A 15,881-nucleotide genomic window follows, 5' to 3' on the forward strand; every position below is an offset into this window, starting at 1 on the left:
CCATCGCCCAACGCAGGAGAAGATATCGTGATCGCTCCGTTCGCCGGCTTCGGTTTGGGGCTACGCAAGCCGCATTATGCCGAGTTCCTCGACCATCGAGTGGCGGTCGATTTTGTCGAGGTCATCTCCGAGAATTTCATGATCGACGGCGGGCGGCCGCGCCAGATGCTGCGCGACGTACGCGCGAGCTATCCGGTTGCCCTGCACGGCGTATCGATGTCGATCGGCTCGGCGGACGGGCTCGACGGCGCCTATCTCGGGCGCCTGCGCGCGCTGGTCGACGAGATCGAACCGTTGTTCGTCTCCGACCATCTGAGCTGGACGCGGATCGAGGGGTTCAGCTCGCACGATCTGTTGCCCTTGCCCTACACGCGCGAGGCGCTCGACTTGGTCTGCGCCAATATCGATCGCGCTCAGGAGGCGTTGGGGCGCGCGATGCTGATCGAGAATCCCTCGACCTATATCGACTTTGTACCGGCCGACATGACCGAATGGCAGTTCCTCGACGCGATGTGCGCGCGTACCGGATGCGGTCTGCTGCTCGACGTCAACAACGTCTTCGTGAGCGCGAGCAATCACGGTTTCGACCCGATCGCCTATCTGGACGGCGTCCCCCATGATCGCGTCCGCCAGATCCATCTGGCCGGACACAGCATGGGCGAGGATCTGCTCATCGATACGCACGATCGCCCCGTGCCGGGGTCGGTATGGGATCTCTATGCGCACGTGCTGCCGCTCCTTGGGCCCGTGGCCACGATGATTGAGCGCGACGACGACATCCCGCCGCTGATCGATCTGCTCAGCGAACTGGCGGTGGCACGCGCGATCGGCCGGCGCCAATTGCGGCGGGCGGCATGAGCCTGATCGAACTCCAGCGGGACCTGCGCAACTGGCTGATCCGCGAGGATCGCTGGGCAGCACGGCGGCTTGGCGACGATGCCGCGCCGGGGCTGCGCGTCTATCTGAACAATTATCGCGCCCAGCTGGTCGCGTGCCTGGAGGACAGTTTCGCGCGGACGCGCGATTGGCTGGGAGACGCGGCATTCCGGCAAGCGGTAATCGCCCATATCGAGCGCGTGCCGCCGAGCAGCTGGACGCTAGACGCCTATTCGCGCGATTTTCCCGCGACGCTGACGTTGCTCTATCCGGACGATGCCGAAGTCGCCGAACTGGCCTGGATCGATTGCGCACTGGGCGAGGCGTTCGTCGGACCCGACGCGCCCGCGGCCGACGCCGCGATGCTGGGCGACGTCGATTGGGACAGCGCCACATTGCTCTTCACGCCGACGCTCGATGTCGGCGAGCTGTCCACCAACGCCCCCGCGATCTGGAGCGCTCTGGCGGCGGGCGAGGTGCCACCGGCGGTCGAGCCGTTGCCCGAAGCGGGCGCCATTCTGGTCTGGAGGCAGGAACAGATTTCGCGCTTCCGCGCGATCGATCAGGTCGAGCGCCAGGCGTTGCTGGCGGCGCGGGCAGGGTTGTCTTTCGCCGCGATGTGCGACGGGATCGTCGCGGCGCTCGGGCAGGAAAGGGGAATCGCGCTCGCCGGCCAGTTGCTGGGCCAGTGGCTGGCCGATGGGTTGATCACGAAGATCGAGGAAAAGGCTGTTTCGATATGAAGATGTTTTGGATCCCTTTGCTGGCCCTCACCGGCGCCTGTTCGACGCAGTCGAACGCGGCAATCGATACCGCCAACCCGACCGTGGTTGAACTGTATCAGAGCCAAGGCTGCTCATCCTGCCCGCCCGCCGACGCGGTGCTCAACGCGCTGGCCGATCGTTCCGACGTCCTCGCGCTCAGCTTCGCGGTGACCTATTGGGACCAGCTCGGCTGGAAGGATACCTTTGCCGACCCCGCCTTCACGCAGCGGCAGTGGGATTATGCCAGGGCAAGCGGCAGGACCTATGTCGCGACGCCGCAAATGGTGATCAACGGAAGCGGCGTGGTGACCGGCGGGGATCCCGCGCAAGTCGACGCCGCCATCCGCCGTGGCGGCCGTCCGGCAACCGGGCCGACCATCAACCGGGCGGGCGGGTCGCTCGCCATCGGTACGGGGAAGGGCAGTGCGACCGTCTGGCTGGTACGCTACGATCCCCGGACCATCGCCGTGCCGATCCGGGCCGGCGAGAATGGCGGGCGGACGATCGCGCACCGCAACGTGGTGCGCCAGCTGGTGCAGCTAGGACAATGGGCTGGCGCCCCGTTGCGTCTGGCGCTTCCGGCAGCGCCGGCGGGCCTGTCCAGCGCGGTCCTGCTCCAGCAAGGGCGCGGCGGAACGATTATCGCTTCGCGGCGCATCTGACCGACAGACCGCCTAGCGCTTCGGGAGCGCATAGGCGATCACGCTGTCGCCGGCCGGTGTTTCCATGAAATGGTGTCCGCCGGCGACGATCACCAGATATTCGCGACCGTCCTGCTGATAGACGATCGGCGTCGCTTGGCCGCCGGCGGGAAGCGGCGCGGACCACACGGTCTTGCCGGTCCTGAGGTCGATCGCGCGGATCAGGTCGTCGGTTGCCGCAGCGATGAAGATCAGCCCGCTCGCCGTCGTGACCGCGCCGCCATTGTTGGGCGTGCCGATCGTTAGCGGCAACATCGTCGGCAGGTTGAACGGACCGTTGCGCCGGGCGGTGCCGAGCGGGCGATCCCACAAGGTCTTGCCCGTGGCGAGGTCGATCGCGCGGATGCCGCCGTAAGGCGGGCGCTTGCACATCAATTTGGTGAAGGGCATCCTCCAGCCGGCATTGACGTCGATCGCGTAGGGCACGCCCCATTGCGGATCGACCGAATGCGACTTGCTCGAAATCTGCTTCGAGGCAAAGCGCGGCTTGATTCCCATCTTGTCGGCCTCGGCGCGCGGCAACAGCCGGACCAGGTTGGGCATGTCGTTGTAATTGGCGATGAGGATGCCGCGAACCGGATCGATCGAGACGCCGCCCCAGTCGCTGCCGCCGTTATAGCCGGGATATTCGACGCTGTTGCGCCCGACGTTCGGCGGCGTGAACTCGCCGCGATAGTCGGCGCGTTTGAACTGGATGCGGCACAGCATCTGGTCGATCGGGGACATGCCCCACATGTCGGACTCGACCAGCGGCGGCTTGCGCAGCGTCTGCCACAGCGACACGATCTGGCGCGGCGCTCGCTCGCTCGGCTCCACTCCCCCTTGCGGCGCGGCGATCGAGCCGATCGGGGTCAGCGCGCGCCCGGTGGCGCGGTCGAGGATGTAAAGGTCACCCTGTTTCGAGGGCACGATCAACGCCGCGGTGCCCTTATAATCGATCAGCGACGGCGGACTGCCGAAGTCATAGTCCCACACGTCCTTCTTGACCGCCTGGAAACTCCATCGCGGCTTGCCGGTGGTCACGTCGATCGCGACGATCGAACTCGAATAGGCATTCTCCTGCGGAGTGCGGCCGGTCGAGATATAATCGTCCGCGACATTGCCGAGGGGCACGTAGACCAGCCCGAGCTTCTCATCGCCCGCGCTGCCGGTCCACATATTAGGCGTGCCGCGTGCCCAGGTCTGGCCGGCCGGCGGATAACCGGTCCAGTCGGGATGGACCATGTCCCAGGCCCAGGCGAGCTTGCCCGTCTTGGCGTCGAAGCCCTGGATCACCCCCGAGGGCGCGCCGCGATACTGCCCGTCCAGGATCTGGTGCCCGACCACGATGATGCCGCGCACGATGCTGGGCGCCGAATTGATCGAGGCGAGGCCGGGATAGACCTGGCCCATGCCGATCTTGGTGTCCTGCTCGCCGGTGCCGTTGAATTCGGCGCAGGGCGCGCCGGTCGCCGCATCGAGCGCGATCAGCCGGGAATCGAGCGTGCCCTCGATGATCCGCGCGGCGCAGAGCGTTCCCGCCGCCTCCCCGGGAACCTGGTAATAAGCGACGCCCCGGCAGGCGGTGGTATAGGGAATCCAGGCGTCAGGAACCTTGGGATCGAAGCGCCAGGCGGTCTTTCCGGTCGCGGCGTCGAGCGCGACCACCACGTTCTTCGCGGTGCAGGCATAGAGCAGGTTGCCGACCTTGAGCGGCGTGTTTTCTGTCCCGTAAAGCTTCTGGAAGGCGGCGGTGGTCGGCGTGCCGCCGGTATGCGTCTCCCAGGCCTTTTGCAGCTTGCCGACATTGTCGGGCGATATCTGGGTCAGCGGCGAATAGCGCCAATTGGCGTAGGTCCCGCCATAGCTCGGCCAGTCGCCGCCAGTAGCGAGCCCTGACGGATCGGTCATGCCGGGGGACATTTGCGCCGGCAGAGCGAGCGCGGGCGAGCCGCCGCCGGCTAGCAGGCCGAAGATCGCAATCACCAGGACCAGCGCGCCGACAACCCCGCCGCCGGCCCATTTCCATCGGTTACGGTCGGCGGTCAGCGTCGGCATGACCAAGGCGACGGCGATGAGCAGCACGAACGGCGCGATCAGCCAGGGCACCATCGCCCAGGCGTTGCCGCGCGCTTCGGCCAGACCCCAGACCGCGCTGAGGACGAACAAAGCGCAATAGATCCAGCCGCCTAATAGCCGGCCGCGGAACAGGAACCATGCGGAGGCGAGCATCGCGACGCCGGCGATCAGATAATAGAGAGACCCGCCGAGCACAGCGAGATAGGCGCCACCCACGGCCAGCACGAGGCCGATCAGGCCAATCAGCACAGCGATGATGATGGCTGGCCAGCTGCGTCCCATGATCGTCTCCGTCGGCTCGGGAAGCGGGCAGGCAGGCGCGCTTCGTCGCGGCGTTAACGAAACAGGGGCGGCCGCCGTTCCGGGCGCGGGAAGACTTGGGCTTTCGGCGAAATGTCGGCAGTGTCGGCGCGGAGTTAATCCGCGCCGTCGGTCGGCGCTTTACAGCGCCGCCGGCCGGACGGATCGCCGGGCACGGAATAGCTCTCGCTATTCCGCTGCGATCAGTCAGACATCCATCTGCTTCACGGCGTGGTTCCACGCCATCACGTTGTCGCGCGCTTCCTGGACGAAGGCCGAGCGGCGGACGACGTTGAGGAAAGTGTCGGCGATCCACTTGCCGGGATTGCGCAGCGGACGCTTGATCTGGATGAGCAGGACGACGCGGATATTGTCGGTGTCGTTCCACACTTCGTGGTCATAGGTGTCGTCGAACACCAGGGTCTCGCCCTCGGCCCAGCGCACGATGCGGTTGCCGACGCGCATCCGGACATCGCCGTCCCTGGGTACGATCAGGCCGAGGTGGCACGTGATCAGCCCCTTGGTCACGCCGCGATGTGCGGGGATGTGCGTGCCCGGCGCGAGGATCGAGAAGAACGCGCTGTTGAGGTCGGGAATTGTCGCGACCGCTGCGGCGGTCACCGGGCAGCGTTCGAGATTTTCCTCGATGCTGTAGCCATAGCCCCACAGGAAGAAGCTGCGCCACTTGTTGACCGGGGCGATCGCGCGATGATCGGGCGAGATGCTTGAGAGGGAGGGCGACTTGTCTCCCATCGCCGCGTCGAGCATCTCGTCGCGGATGGCCTGCCAATTGTCGCGCAGATGCTGGGTCCAGGGGAAGTCGCGGACGTCGAGCACCGGATCGTTCGGCACGAGCGACGACGATGCGATCATCCGGTCGAAGAACCCGCGCAGATGCTTGCCATAGCGGATGATGAACGGCCGCTTTTCAACCTTGCCGCCGATCGGCGCGCTATCCGATTGGGGCGTTCCGGATATCACGGTCATGTTGGGCACGCTGCCTTCGGCGACGTTGCCCGATTTCCGCCGCAATACTGGCGGCCCCAGCTGTTGATCGACGCTCACAAAGCCTCTTCATCGTCCAACGGGACCGGCACCAACGTCGCACGGCGGCCGATCGAGCCAAAAAATGTCGAATACGCTACGCGGATGCGGCAGCGCACAATTGCCGCTAGCCCTGATCTGGGTCGAAAAAATGGCGACACAAGGGGCAGGATGTGACCTTTTAGTATCGACGTGACGGCGGTTGCCGCTCGCCGGGGGACGCCCTACACAGGTGTCATGGCCATTACGTTCCGCGTTCCGCGTCTCGCCGTCCTCGTCACCATTGCCCTTGGGATGTCGCTTCCGGCGATCGCCCAGCACACCATCCCGACGGCTCCCGCGCCGCTCGCAGTCCGGCCGGAAGTCGATCGCTCGCCCTGGCTGTTCAAGGGCAGCGACATCACCCCCGACCCCGAATGGCATTTCGGGACCCTGCCGAACGGCCTGCGCTACGCGGTGCGCAAGAATGGCGTGCCGCCGGGCCAGGTGTCGATCCGCGTGCGCATCGATGCGGGCTCGCTGTACGAGAATGACAGCGAGCAGGGCTATGCCCATTTCATGGAGCACCTCGTGTTCCGCGGCAGCCAATATGTCGCGGACAATGAGGCGAAGCGTACTTGGCAGCGGCTGGGCGCGACCTTCGGCAGCGACACCAATGCCCAGACGACCTTCACCCAGACGGTGTTCAAGCTCGATCTGCCGTCCGCGACGCCGGCCACGGTCGACGAGAGCTTGAAAATCCTGTCGGGAATGATGGAAGCGCCGAGCTTCGACGACAAGGTGGTCAATTCGGAACGGCCGGTGGTGATGGCCGAGCAGCGCGAGGCGCCGGGGCCGCAGGTGCGTTTCGGCGACGCCCAGCGCGCGACGATCTTCGCGGGCCAGCCGTTCGCGACGCGATCGCCGATCGGCACGGTGAAGACGCTGGAGGCGGCGACCGCCGCCAGCCTGCGTGCCTTCCACGACAGATGGTACCGGCCGGAACGCGCAGTGGTGATCATTTCGGGCGATATCGATCCGCTCGTGTTCGAGACTTTGGTCGACAAGAATTTTTCGAGCTGGAAGGGCAAGGGCCCCAATCCGCCCGACCCCGATTTCGGCACGCCCGCGACCAAGCAGCCCACCACCGGCACGCTCGTCGAGCCCGGCCTGCCGACCCTGGTGTCGATGGCGGTGTTGCGCCCCTGGCATTTCAATAACGACCTGATCCTCTTCAACCAGAAGCGCCTGGTCGATCTGATCGCAGTCCAGATCATCAACCGCCGGTTGGAATCGCGCGCGCGCGCCGGCGGCAGCTTCCTCCAGGCGCAAGTCAGCCTCGACGACGTGTCGCGCTCGGTCAACGGCACGTTCGTCAACATCGTGCCGGTCGGCAACAATTGGGAACAGGCGCTGAAGGACGTGCGAGCGGTGATCGCCGACGCCCAGACCAATCCGCCGAGCCAGGCCGAACTCGACCGCGAGCTCGCCGAATATGACGCCGCGATGAAGAATGGCGTCGATACCTCGCGCGTGGAGGCGGGGTCGGCGCAGGCCGACAACATGGTCCAGGCGCTCGACATCCGCGAGACGGTCGCCGCGCCCGACGTCTCCTACAAGATCCTGACCGACGCTCGCGCCAAAGGCATGTTCACGCCGGCGTCCATCCTGGCGTCGACCAAGCGCGTGTTCCAGGGCGACGCGACCCGCGCGTTCATCTCGACGCCAACCGCCGATCCGGCGGCGGCGACCAAGCTGGCCGCCGCGCTCGACGCCGACGTGTCGAAGCTGGCGCCCAAACGCACCGCGCTGGCCGCGATCGACTTTTCCAAGCTGCCGCCGCTGGGCCCCCCGGGCAAGGTCGTCAGCAACGAGAGCATTCCCGACCTCGAGATGCAGAAGGTCGTCTTCGCCAACGGCGTACGCTTGCTGCTGTTCGTCAATTCGAGCGAGACCAATCGCGTTTATGTCCGCGTGCGCTGGGGCGGGGGATATAATGCCATCCCGTCCGACCACCGTACGCCGGCCTGGGCCGGCGATATGGCGCTGGTTCCGAGCGGGATCGGCAAATTGGGCCAGGAACAGCTCGACCAGTTGGCGACCGGGCGACGGCTGGGATTCGATTTCGGGATCGACGATGACGCGTTCACGCTGGCCGGTGTCAGTTCGCCCCAGGACTACAAGGACCAACTCCGCCTGTTCGCCGACAAGTTGAAGGCGCCGGGTTGGGACCCCGCGCCATTGGCCCGGGCCAAGGCGGTGATGCTGGCCGGCTATCCGGGACTCGATTCGTCGCCCGACGGCGTGCTCAGCCGCGACCTCGAATGGTTCCTGCACGACAGGGATCCGCGCTGGGGGATTCCGCCCGCGGCCACCGTGTCGGCGTTGACCCCCGCGCAGTTTCGCACCTTCTGGCAGCCGATCCTGGCTTCGGGTCCGATCGAGGTCGAAGTATTCGGTGACGTCAAGGGCGACGAGGCGATCAATGCCGTCGCGGCGACGTTCGGCGCGCTGAAGCCGCGCCCGACACCCGCCGCCGCCGCGCCGCCGATCAAATTCCCCCAACATAATGCGACGCCGGTCGTGCGGACGCATTCGGGGCAGGAGAACCAGGCCGTCGCGCTGATCGCCTGGCCGACCGGCGGTGGCGTCGAGGGCATTCCGGAAAGCCGCAAGCTCGACGTACTGGCGCAGGTGTTCAGTGACCGGCTCTACGACCGGCTGCGCACCGAAGCAGGCGCAAGCTATTCGCCCAGCGTCGGATCGAGCTGGCCCGACGGCGCCGCGAGCGGCGGACGGATCATGGCGATCGGCCAGGTGCCGCCCGACAAGACCGACCTCTTCTTCCGCCTGTCGCGCGAGATTGCGACCGATCTGGTCAAGAACCCGATCAGCGACGACGAACTGCAGCGGGCGAAGACGCCGATGCAGCAATATGTCATGCGTGCCTCGACCGGGAATACCTTCTGGCTCAATCTGCTGGCGGGAGCATCCTATGATCCCCGCAAGATCGCCGCGGCGCGCAGCATCCTGCTCGACTATCAGAACGTGACGGCTGCCGACCTCCAGGCGGTGGCCGCTAAATATCTGCGCCCCGACAAGGATTGGACGATGGAAGTGGTGCCAAAGGCGGTGGCGGCCAAGGAAGGGCTGAGCGTCGCCGGTGGGGCGCAATAGGCGATAGAAAATCGGCCAAGCGCCGGCGCGTCGCCCCGCAGCCGCGGGTCGGAGATTCCATTGCGATAGCCGCTCGGCGGAACGTGCGCCGGGCGCGGCCAACCGCGCACGGCCGATAGCAACCCGAAGACGATTTTAACCTTTTGTTAACTATCTCCGGTCACTTTTGGGCAACATTCTGAAAACAAGTTAATTTAGCCTGAGAGAAGGGGGCAGAGATGCGCTGGTCCTTGGTGGGAGCGGTGGCGCTGAGCGGCGTCCTGGCAGGATGTTCGACGGGCCCGAAAGCCGTGGTCAGCGTCGCCGAGGGAGCGCCGGTCGAACAACCGACAGGGTGGCGCGCAACCGCGACGGCCGACGATCAACAGCGGATCGATGGTCTCACTGACCGCATGCAGCGCATGCTCGCGGCCGTCCCGGCGGGAATGCGGGCGCGGATCGCGGCGCAAGGGATGTTGCTCAATCCGACCGCTGGGCTCGATGCACCGACGCTGTCGCCTGGATCCTACCAATGCCGGCTCGTCAGGGTTGGCGGCCGTCGCGGTGTTATCAGCTACAAGCCCGACTTTTGCTATGTCGCCGTCGTCGACGGAAAGCAGAGCTTTACCAAGCAGACCGGCACGCAATTGCCCGGCGGCTGGCTATTCGACGACGATAGCGGCAAGCGCCTGATCTTCCTGGGCACGCTGCGTCCGCAACAGGCCCCTTCCGCGCCGCCTTATGGGGAAGTACGGCAACGCGACGTCGCCGCGGTGATCGAGCGCATCGCGCCGTTCCGCTGGCGGATGGCGCTCGTCAAGAATGACGGGCAGGGCGACCAGATGCTCGACATCTACGAACTGATCCCGGTGGTGAACGGGTCGAGCTGATGTCGAAGGCTTCCGGTCCGGTCATCCCTTGTAAAGCGAATCGAGCCGGGGACCGTACACTTCCTTCAACACATGGCGCCGGATTTTCAGACTCGGCGTCATCTGCTGGTTTTCGATCGTGAACGGCTCGTCGGCCAGGATGAAGCGGCGGACACGTTCGATCACCGACAGATCCTTGTTTACCCGCTCGACCGCCGCCATGAGCGCGGCGCGATAGTCGAGATCGTCGGCCAGCGCCTTCGGGTTACAGGTAGCCCCGGTCCTGGCGCACCATTCCTGTGTCCATTCGGGGTCCGGGACCAACACGGCGACCATATAGGGCCGGCGGTCGCCGACGATCATCGCCTGGCCGATCTCGGGCTGCAGGGTCAGCATCCCCTCGACCTTTTGCGGCGACACGTTGTCGCCCTTGTCGTTGATGATCAGGTCCTTCTTGCGGTCGGTGATCTTGATCCGGCCTTTCTCGTCGATCAGCCCGACATCGCCGGTGTGCAGCCAGCCGTCCTTGAGGACGCGCGCCGTTTCTTCGGGGTTGCGCCAATAGCCGTGCATGACGAGCTCGCCGCGCACCAGAATCTCGCCATCCTCTGCGATCTTCACCTCGACCCCGTCGAGCGGCGGCCCGACCGTATCCATCTTGAGACCGGCGCGGGGACGGTTGCAGGAAATGACCGGCGCTGCCTCGGTCTGGCCATAGCCTTGCAGGAAGGTCAGGCCGAGCGACTGGAAGAAGATGCCGATCTCGGGGTTGAGCGGCGCGCCGCCCGACACCATCGCCTTGATCCGTCCGCCGAAGCGCTTGGCGATCTTGGGCATCAACAGCGACTTCACGATGAGGTTCATCGGCTGGTCGTATAACGGCACGCCGCCCGCCGCCTTCTTTCCGCCGATCGCCACGGCGCGGCCAAGCAGATAGTTGGACACGCCACCCTGCTTCTCGACCGCCTTGACGATGCGCGTCCGCAGCACCTCGAACAGGCGCGGCACGACGACCATGATCGTCGGCCGGACTTCCTCGATATTGCTGGCGAGCTTGTCGAGCCCCTCCGCATAGTAAATCTGCGCGCCGAGCCCGATCGGGAAATGCTGGCCGCCGGTATGCTCGTAGGCGTGCGAAAGCGGGAGGAAGGACAGGAAGACCTCGTCGTCCCACCCGAAATCCTCGGCGATCAAGGTGCAGCAGGCTTCGACATTGTGCAGGATCGCGCCGTGGTGCTGCTGCACCCCGCGCGGCGCGCCGCCCGTACCCGAGGTGTAGATGATGCAGGCCAGGTCGCCGCGGCTCGCGGTGATCAGCAGGTCGGACGATTGCGCCGGATGGTCGGCGATGAGCTTCGACCAGTTATGATAGACGAGGTCGGTCTGCCCGACGCGCAAATCTTCCAGGCCGATCACGATCTTGGCTTCGCTCGCGCGGGCCGCCGCGGGCAGCAGCGGACGGGCCAGCTTGGCGGTCGAGACGATGATCGCGCGCGCGCCCGAATTCTCGATGATGTGCGAATGGTCGCGCTCGGTATTGGTGATGTAGGTCGGCACCGTCACGCAGCCCGCGGCCATGATCGCGAGATCGCTGATGCACCATTCTGGGCGATTCTCGCTGACCAGCATGACCCGGTCGCCGGGGTGCAAGCCGATTGCCTTGAGCGCGGCAGCCAGGCTCGCGACCTGTCGCGCGGTTTCGGTCCAGCTCAGCGCTACCCAGCTATCGCCCTGCTTGTGCCACAGGAACGGCTTGTCGCCGCCCTCCCGCGCGCGGGCGAAGAACATCGCCACGAGGTTAGGAAACTTCTCGATCTGGCGCATTCGGCCCCTCTCCTGCGTGGCGCGCCGCGTTCGGCTGCGCCTTGTCGGCCGACGTTATTCTGACGGGCGGTTCGGCGCCATCCCCATCCGCGTAATTGCTGTCACCTTGCCGTCCTGTCCCATCGCGACACCTTCGCTGCGCGGATCGGCGGCGCCGACCCACTTGCCGCCGACGCGCTCGATCGCGTTGGCCTTGAGCCCCAGCGGAGACACCATGATCTTCTCGCCGAGCGCGCGCAGTTGCGGCGCCATCGCTTCAGCCTGGGTGCCGGATTCGGCGACGGCCGTCGGGCCCGGCGCATAGACCAGCCCGAGGCCGATCGCGTCCTGCGCGCTCATCTTCCAGTCGACCACCGCGATGATCGCCTTTGCTACCTGAGCGATGATCGTCGATCCTCCGGCCGCGCCGATCGCCAGCCGGACCTTGCCATCCGGACCATAGACGATGGTCGGCGCCATCGAGCTGCGCGGACGCTTGCCGCCCTGGACACGGTTGGCAACGAGATAGCCGTCCTTGTCGGGAACGATGTCGAAATCGGTCAGCTCGTTGTTGAGCATGATGCCGTCGACCGACAGGCCCGAACCCCAAGGTCCCTCGATTGTCGTGGTGACCTCGACGACATTGCCCGCCTTATCGGTGACGACGAGGTCGGTGGTGCCGGGAGTCTCGCTTGCCGGCACGCGCTTGCGGGGCGGGGCGCCCGGCGGGGTGCCTGGTACGACGTTCGCGATCGATTTGTCGGGCGAGATCAATGCCGAGCGCGAAGCAATGTAATTTTGGTTCAGCAGACCGGCGAGCGGCACGCTGACGAAGTCCGGATCGCCGACATACATGTCGCGATCGGCGTATGCGAGGCGCGAGCTTTCCGCGAACAGATGCCAGGCGACCGGCGAATCCTTGCCCAGTTTCGCCATGTCGAACCGTTCGAGCTGCTTCAGGATCATCAGCACGGTGAAGCCGCCCGACGAGGGCGGGCCCATGCCGCAGATGCGATAGACGCGATATGTGCCGCACAGCGGGGCGCGCGGCTTGGCGCGATAGGCGGCGACGTCGCCGACCGTCATTTTCGATGGATTGCGCTGGGCATTGTTGACCGCCGCGACGAGACGCTGGGCGGTGCCGCCGGTATAGAAGGCCTGGGGCCCGAGCCGGGCGACGCGGTCGAACAATTCGGCCTGCTTGGGATTCTTGACGACCGTGCCCACCGGCCATGGCTTGCCCGACGCGTCGAGGAAGATCGCGCGCGAACCGGCATCCATATGCGCGCCGAACTGGGTCAGCGCGTTGACCAGCCGCGGCGACGCCTTGAACCCGTCGCGCGCCAGCCGGATCGCCGGCTGGAACAGCCGCGCCCAGGGCAGCTTGCCCGATTGCGCGTGCGCCATCGCCATCACGCGAAGCTGGCCCGGCACACCGACGCTGCGGCCGCCCGGGACCGCCGCATTGTGCGGCAGCGGCTTGCCATTGGCGTCGTAGAACCACTTGCCGTCGGCGGCCATCGGCGCCGCCTCTCGCCCGTCGATCGTGTTGATCTTGCCGCTGACGGCGTCGTGGCGGACGAAAAAGGTGCCGCCGCCCATGCCCGAGCTTTGCGGTTCGACGACGTTGAGCGCGAGCATCGTCGCGATCGCGGCATCGGTCGCGCTGCCGCCGGCGTTGAGGATTTCGACCCCAGCCGCCGCCGCGCGCGGATCAGCGGCGCTGACCATGCCGGTTGGGGCGGCCCGGACGACCTTGGCAATTCGTGCCGGCTGTCGGGCGGACCCCGTTGCCGCCATGGTGGAGAGGACGATGGCGGCGGCGACGAACAGCTTCTTCATGGCGAACGACCCTAAAGACATGGAGAAAGGTGACAAGCCGTTACGACGGCTTGACCTATAGACGACGGTTACGGCGCAGCGCGAGGATCATGGCCACGATCACCGCGATCGGTACCAGCAGCAATATGGCGAGGACGACGAGGTGGAGGAACGAGAAAGCCAAGACATTTCCTTGCTGGGTGAATCACGCTGAGCCGATCGCATCCGCTATTTGCGCAAAACCGTCGCGGCGCATCAGCATGTCCATATCGCGGACGATGCGCGCCGGTAATGCGGGGCCGCCGTAGACCAGCCCGGTATAGATCTGCACCAGGCTGGCACCGGCCCGGATCCGGGCATAGGCTTCGGCGCCGCTATCGATGCCGCCTACCGCGACGAGCGGCAGCGCGCCGCCGGTCGCCGTCCTGAAATCGCGCAACCGTTGCGCGGCGAGCGGCGCCAGCGGCGCACCCGAGAGGCCACCGCTTTCGCCGGCATTGGGGGAGGCCAGGGGTGGACGACTGACCGTCGTGTTGCCGACGATCAGCGCGTCGATCCCGGCGTGGATCGCTGCGCGGGCAATTTCGTCGATCTGTGCCGGCTCCTGATCGGGCGCGACCTTGAGGAACAAGGGCGTCGTCCCGCGTGCGGCGGAGGCGCGGGCGAGCAAGTCGGTCAGCGCGGGCCCATGCTGCAGGTCGCGCAGGCCGGGCGTATTGGGCGAGCTGATGTTGATCGTGACATAATCGGCGATCGGCGCGGCGGCGGCCACTCCCGCCTCGTAATCGGCGATACGATCGGTGGCGTCCTTGTTCGCGCCGACATTGATCCCGAGCATGCCGGTGCGTTCCGCGGCGCGCGCACGGGGCAATGCGGCGGCGAGGCCGCCATTGTTGAAGCCCATACGGTTGATCACCGCGCGATCGGGCACGAGGCGAAACAATCGCGGCCTGGGATTGCCGTCCTGTGGCAGCGGCGTCAGCGTGCCGATCTCGACCGCGCCAAAGCCCAGGCCGAAAAACCCCGCGATGGCACGTCCATCCTTGTCGGCGCCGGCGGCGAGACCGAGGGGGTTGGGGAAGGTGAGCCCGGCAATTGCGACCGGAAGCGAGGCGGCGCGCCTGGCGAGTGGCGCGCCGATCGCTCCCCAGGCGGCGAGCATGTCGATGGTCAGCCCGTGCGCGGTTTCCGCATCGATCGCGAACAGGAGAGGGCGGGCGAGAAAAGCCATGCCAGGCGCCATGGCAGGCCGCGCCGCGAGGGTCAAAGGTCCGTTACGTTACGGAAACGGTCAAAATTCCACTCACGGCGAATCCGTCCAATACGACTCGGGGCGGTGCGGCGTAGGACAAGCATGCGACCCGAAGGGCCCCTGGGAGGGGGTTCTTTCCCTTGACGGCCCGGTTTTCGAAAGAAAATCGGGCCGCTTTCTTATGTTACCGGAAGCTGGGTCTATACTCATTTTGGGTAGCGGCTGGGACCGGAATGGTATAAAAACGACCCGACGAAAGAAAACACAGGGGCGCAACTTTCGTGTCGGATATTCAACTCGATTATCGGGTTCCTTCACCCGACCTCGCGGACCACGTAACATTATTCTATAACTTTCGAGCCGACGTCCCGTGGTTCGAGGATATGGAACGTGCCGACTATGCCCAGTTCCGGTTCCGCCTGAGCCCAGGTTTTGCCGCCTATTATTTTCCGTCCGGCGAGAAATCTGCCGGGCCGATCCACGTTGTCGGCCCGACCAGCGGAGCGACCCGATGCCGTGTCGAAGGGCCGGTCCGGGTGTTCGGGTTCGGCATCACGCCGGCGGGCTGGGCGGCAATGCTCGGCGGCGACGCGTCCGACATGCTCGATGATTCGATGGAAGTCGGGCCCAATCTGCGCCCGCGCGCTGAAGCCGCCTTTCAGGCGATCTCGAACACGGAGAATATGGATGAACGTGTTTTGATCGCGGAGGCATTGGTTCGGGAATTCACCTGCCGGGCGAACCGCGAATCGGTCAGCTTCGCGCATCAGGTGGATCAATGGCTGGAGGGCAGCACGTCCCCCGATATCGACGACCTGATCGCGGTTACCGGGCTGTCGCGCCGTCAGGTCGAGCGCAAGTGCAACGCGCTCTATGGCGCGCCGCCCAAGTTGCTGGCACGCAAATATCGCGCGTTGCGCGCGGCAGTCGCGATGTGCCGCGGCGACATCAGTTTCGATGACGCGGTTGGCCGCGGTTTCTACGACCAGTCGCATCTGATCCGCGAAGTGAAGCAATTCACTGGCCTGACGCCGAAACAGATCCGCGACCGCCCGACCGCGTTGGCGGAGATCACGGTGCAGCAGCGGCTGGCGATGTCAGGGCTGGTGAGGCCGCTGATCACGAGTACTTAAATTCCCTCTCTCGTCGGGAAAGGGGAGGGGCCCGCGAGCGTCAGCGAGCGGGAAGGTGAGGGCAGGTTTGGAAACTGTTGTCGACCCTCACCCTTCCGCGCCTTTCGGCGCTCCCTCCCTCTCCC

Annotated in this window: 11 protein-coding genes; 6 read left to right on the forward strand and 5 right to left on the reverse strand. The window is 65.7% G+C overall.

Annotated features, from left to right (window positions below; genetic code table 11):
* Window positions 1–27: 27 nt before the first annotated feature.
* Genes Q0L25_RS00465 through Q0L25_RS00475 form a run of 3 tightly spaced genes read left to right on the forward strand, consistent with a single transcriptional unit; the run spans window position 28 to window position 2,302 of the window.
* The gene (locus Q0L25_RS00465; RefSeq protein WP_296610947.1) at window positions 28–858 is read left to right on the forward strand and encodes a DUF692 domain-containing protein; all 831 of its coding nucleotides are present in this window, start codon (window positions 28–30) and stop codon (window positions 856–858) included.
* Window positions 855–1,619, forward strand: a complete 765-nt coding sequence (locus Q0L25_RS00470; RefSeq protein ID WP_296610949.1) for a DNA-binding domain-containing protein — start codon at window positions 855–857, stop codon at window positions 1,617–1,619. Before Q0L25_RS00465 ends, Q0L25_RS00470 begins: the two co-directional genes overlap by 4 nt.
* Complete coding sequence (locus tag Q0L25_RS00475; RefSeq protein WP_296610950.1) at window positions 1,616–2,302, forward strand: thioredoxin family protein; 687 nt, start codon at window positions 1,616–1,618, stop codon at window positions 2,300–2,302. Before Q0L25_RS00470 ends, Q0L25_RS00475 begins: the two co-directional genes overlap by 4 nt.
* Window positions 2,303–2,314: 12 nt before the next feature.
* On the opposite strand, the gene Q0L25_RS00480 is transcribed toward Q0L25_RS00475, so the two are convergent.
* Both Q0L25_RS00480 and Q0L25_RS00485 read right to left on the reverse strand, forming a co-directional pair.
* A complete protein-coding gene (locus tag Q0L25_RS00480) occupies window positions 2,315–4,681 on the reverse strand; it encodes a membrane-bound PQQ-dependent dehydrogenase, glucose/quinate/shikimate family (protein WP_296610951.1) in 2,367 nt (788 codons plus the stop codon).
* A gap of 225 nt (window positions 4,682–4,906) precedes the next feature.
* Complete coding sequence (locus Q0L25_RS00485; RefSeq protein WP_296610952.1) at window positions 4,907–5,764, reverse strand: aspartyl/asparaginyl beta-hydroxylase domain-containing protein; 858 nt, start codon at window positions 5,762–5,764, stop codon at window positions 4,907–4,909.
* A gap of 216 nt (window positions 5,765–5,980) precedes the next feature.
* Here Q0L25_RS00485 and Q0L25_RS00490 point away from each other — a divergent pair, with 216 nt between their 5' ends.
* Window positions 5,981–8,899, forward strand: a complete 2,919-nt coding sequence (locus Q0L25_RS00490; protein WP_296610953.1) for a pitrilysin family protein — start codon at window positions 5,981–5,983, stop codon at window positions 8,897–8,899.
* A 218-nt stretch (window positions 8,900–9,117) separates the two neighbouring features.
* Complete coding sequence (locus Q0L25_RS00495) at window positions 9,118–9,768, forward strand: DUF4893 domain-containing protein (protein ID WP_296610955.1); 651 nt, start codon at window positions 9,118–9,120, stop codon at window positions 9,766–9,768.
* A 21-nt stretch (window positions 9,769–9,789) separates the two neighbouring features.
* Here the strand turns inward: Q0L25_RS00495 and Q0L25_RS00500 are convergent, their stop codons facing one another.
* The 3 genes from Q0L25_RS00500 to Q0L25_RS00510 form a co-directional block, all read right to left on the reverse strand.
* Complete coding sequence (locus Q0L25_RS00500; protein ID WP_296610956.1) at window positions 9,790–11,571, reverse strand: long-chain fatty acid--CoA ligase; 1,782 nt, start codon at window positions 11,569–11,571, stop codon at window positions 9,790–9,792.
* Window positions 11,572–11,625: 54 nt separating this feature from the next.
* Window positions 11,626–13,392: a gamma-glutamyltransferase gene (gene ggt / locus Q0L25_RS00505; protein ID WP_296610958.1), complete on the reverse strand. Its 1,767-nt coding sequence runs from the start codon at window positions 13,390–13,392 to the stop codon at window positions 11,626–11,628.
* 184 nt (window positions 13,393–13,576) lie between these two features.
* Window positions 13,577–14,602: a quinone-dependent dihydroorotate dehydrogenase gene (locus tag Q0L25_RS00510; RefSeq protein WP_296610959.1), complete on the reverse strand. Its 1,026-nt coding sequence runs from the start codon at window positions 14,600–14,602 to the stop codon at window positions 13,577–13,579.
* 404 nt (window positions 14,603–15,006) lie between these two features.
* Here Q0L25_RS00510 and Q0L25_RS00515 point away from each other — a divergent pair, with 404 nt between their 5' ends.
* Complete coding sequence (locus Q0L25_RS00515) at window positions 15,007–15,756, forward strand: AraC family transcriptional regulator (RefSeq protein ID WP_296610961.1); 750 nt, start codon at window positions 15,007–15,009, stop codon at window positions 15,754–15,756.
* The last annotated feature ends 125 nt before the right edge of the window (window positions 15,757–15,881 follow it).

Origin of the sequence: Sphingomonas sp. (assembly GCF_024508665.1) — a bacterium.
Lineage (GTDB): Bacteria > Pseudomonadota > Alphaproteobacteria > Sphingomonadales > Sphingomonadaceae > Sphingomonas.

Excerpts from the sequence above, each read along its gene's own strand:
- Q0L25_RS00470 (WP_296610949.1), top strand. The coding sequence starts at position 855 with ATGAGCCTGATCGAACTCCAGCGGGACCTGCGCAACTGGCTGATCCGC.
- Q0L25_RS00475 (WP_296610950.1), top strand. The coding sequence starts at position 1,616 with ATGAAGATGTTTTGGATCCCTTTGCTGGCCCTCACCGGCGCCTGTTCG.
- Q0L25_RS00480 (WP_296610951.1), bottom strand. The coding sequence starts at position 4,681 with ATGGGACGCAGCTGGCCAGCCATCATCATCGCTGTGCTGATTGGCCTG.
- Q0L25_RS00490 (WP_296610953.1), top strand. The coding sequence starts at position 5,981 with ATGGCCATTACGTTCCGCGTTCCGCGTCTCGCCGTCCTCGTCACCATT.
- Q0L25_RS00495 (WP_296610955.1), top strand. The coding sequence starts at position 9,118 with ATGCGCTGGTCCTTGGTGGGAGCGGTGGCGCTGAGCGGCGTCCTGGCA.
- Q0L25_RS00500 (WP_296610956.1), bottom strand. The coding sequence starts at position 11,571 with ATGCGCCAGATCGAGAAGTTTCCTAACCTCGTGGCGATGTTCTTCGCC.
- ggt (WP_296610958.1), bottom strand. The coding sequence starts at position 13,392 with ATGAAGAAGCTGTTCGTCGCCGCCGCCATCGTCCTCTCCACCATGGCG.
- Q0L25_RS00510 (WP_296610959.1), bottom strand. The coding sequence starts at position 14,602 with ATGGCTTTTCTCGCCCGCCCTCTCCTGTTCGCGATCGATGCGGAAACC.
- Q0L25_RS00515 (WP_296610961.1), top strand. The coding sequence starts at position 15,007 with ATGGAACGTGCCGACTATGCCCAGTTCCGGTTCCGCCTGAGCCCAGGT.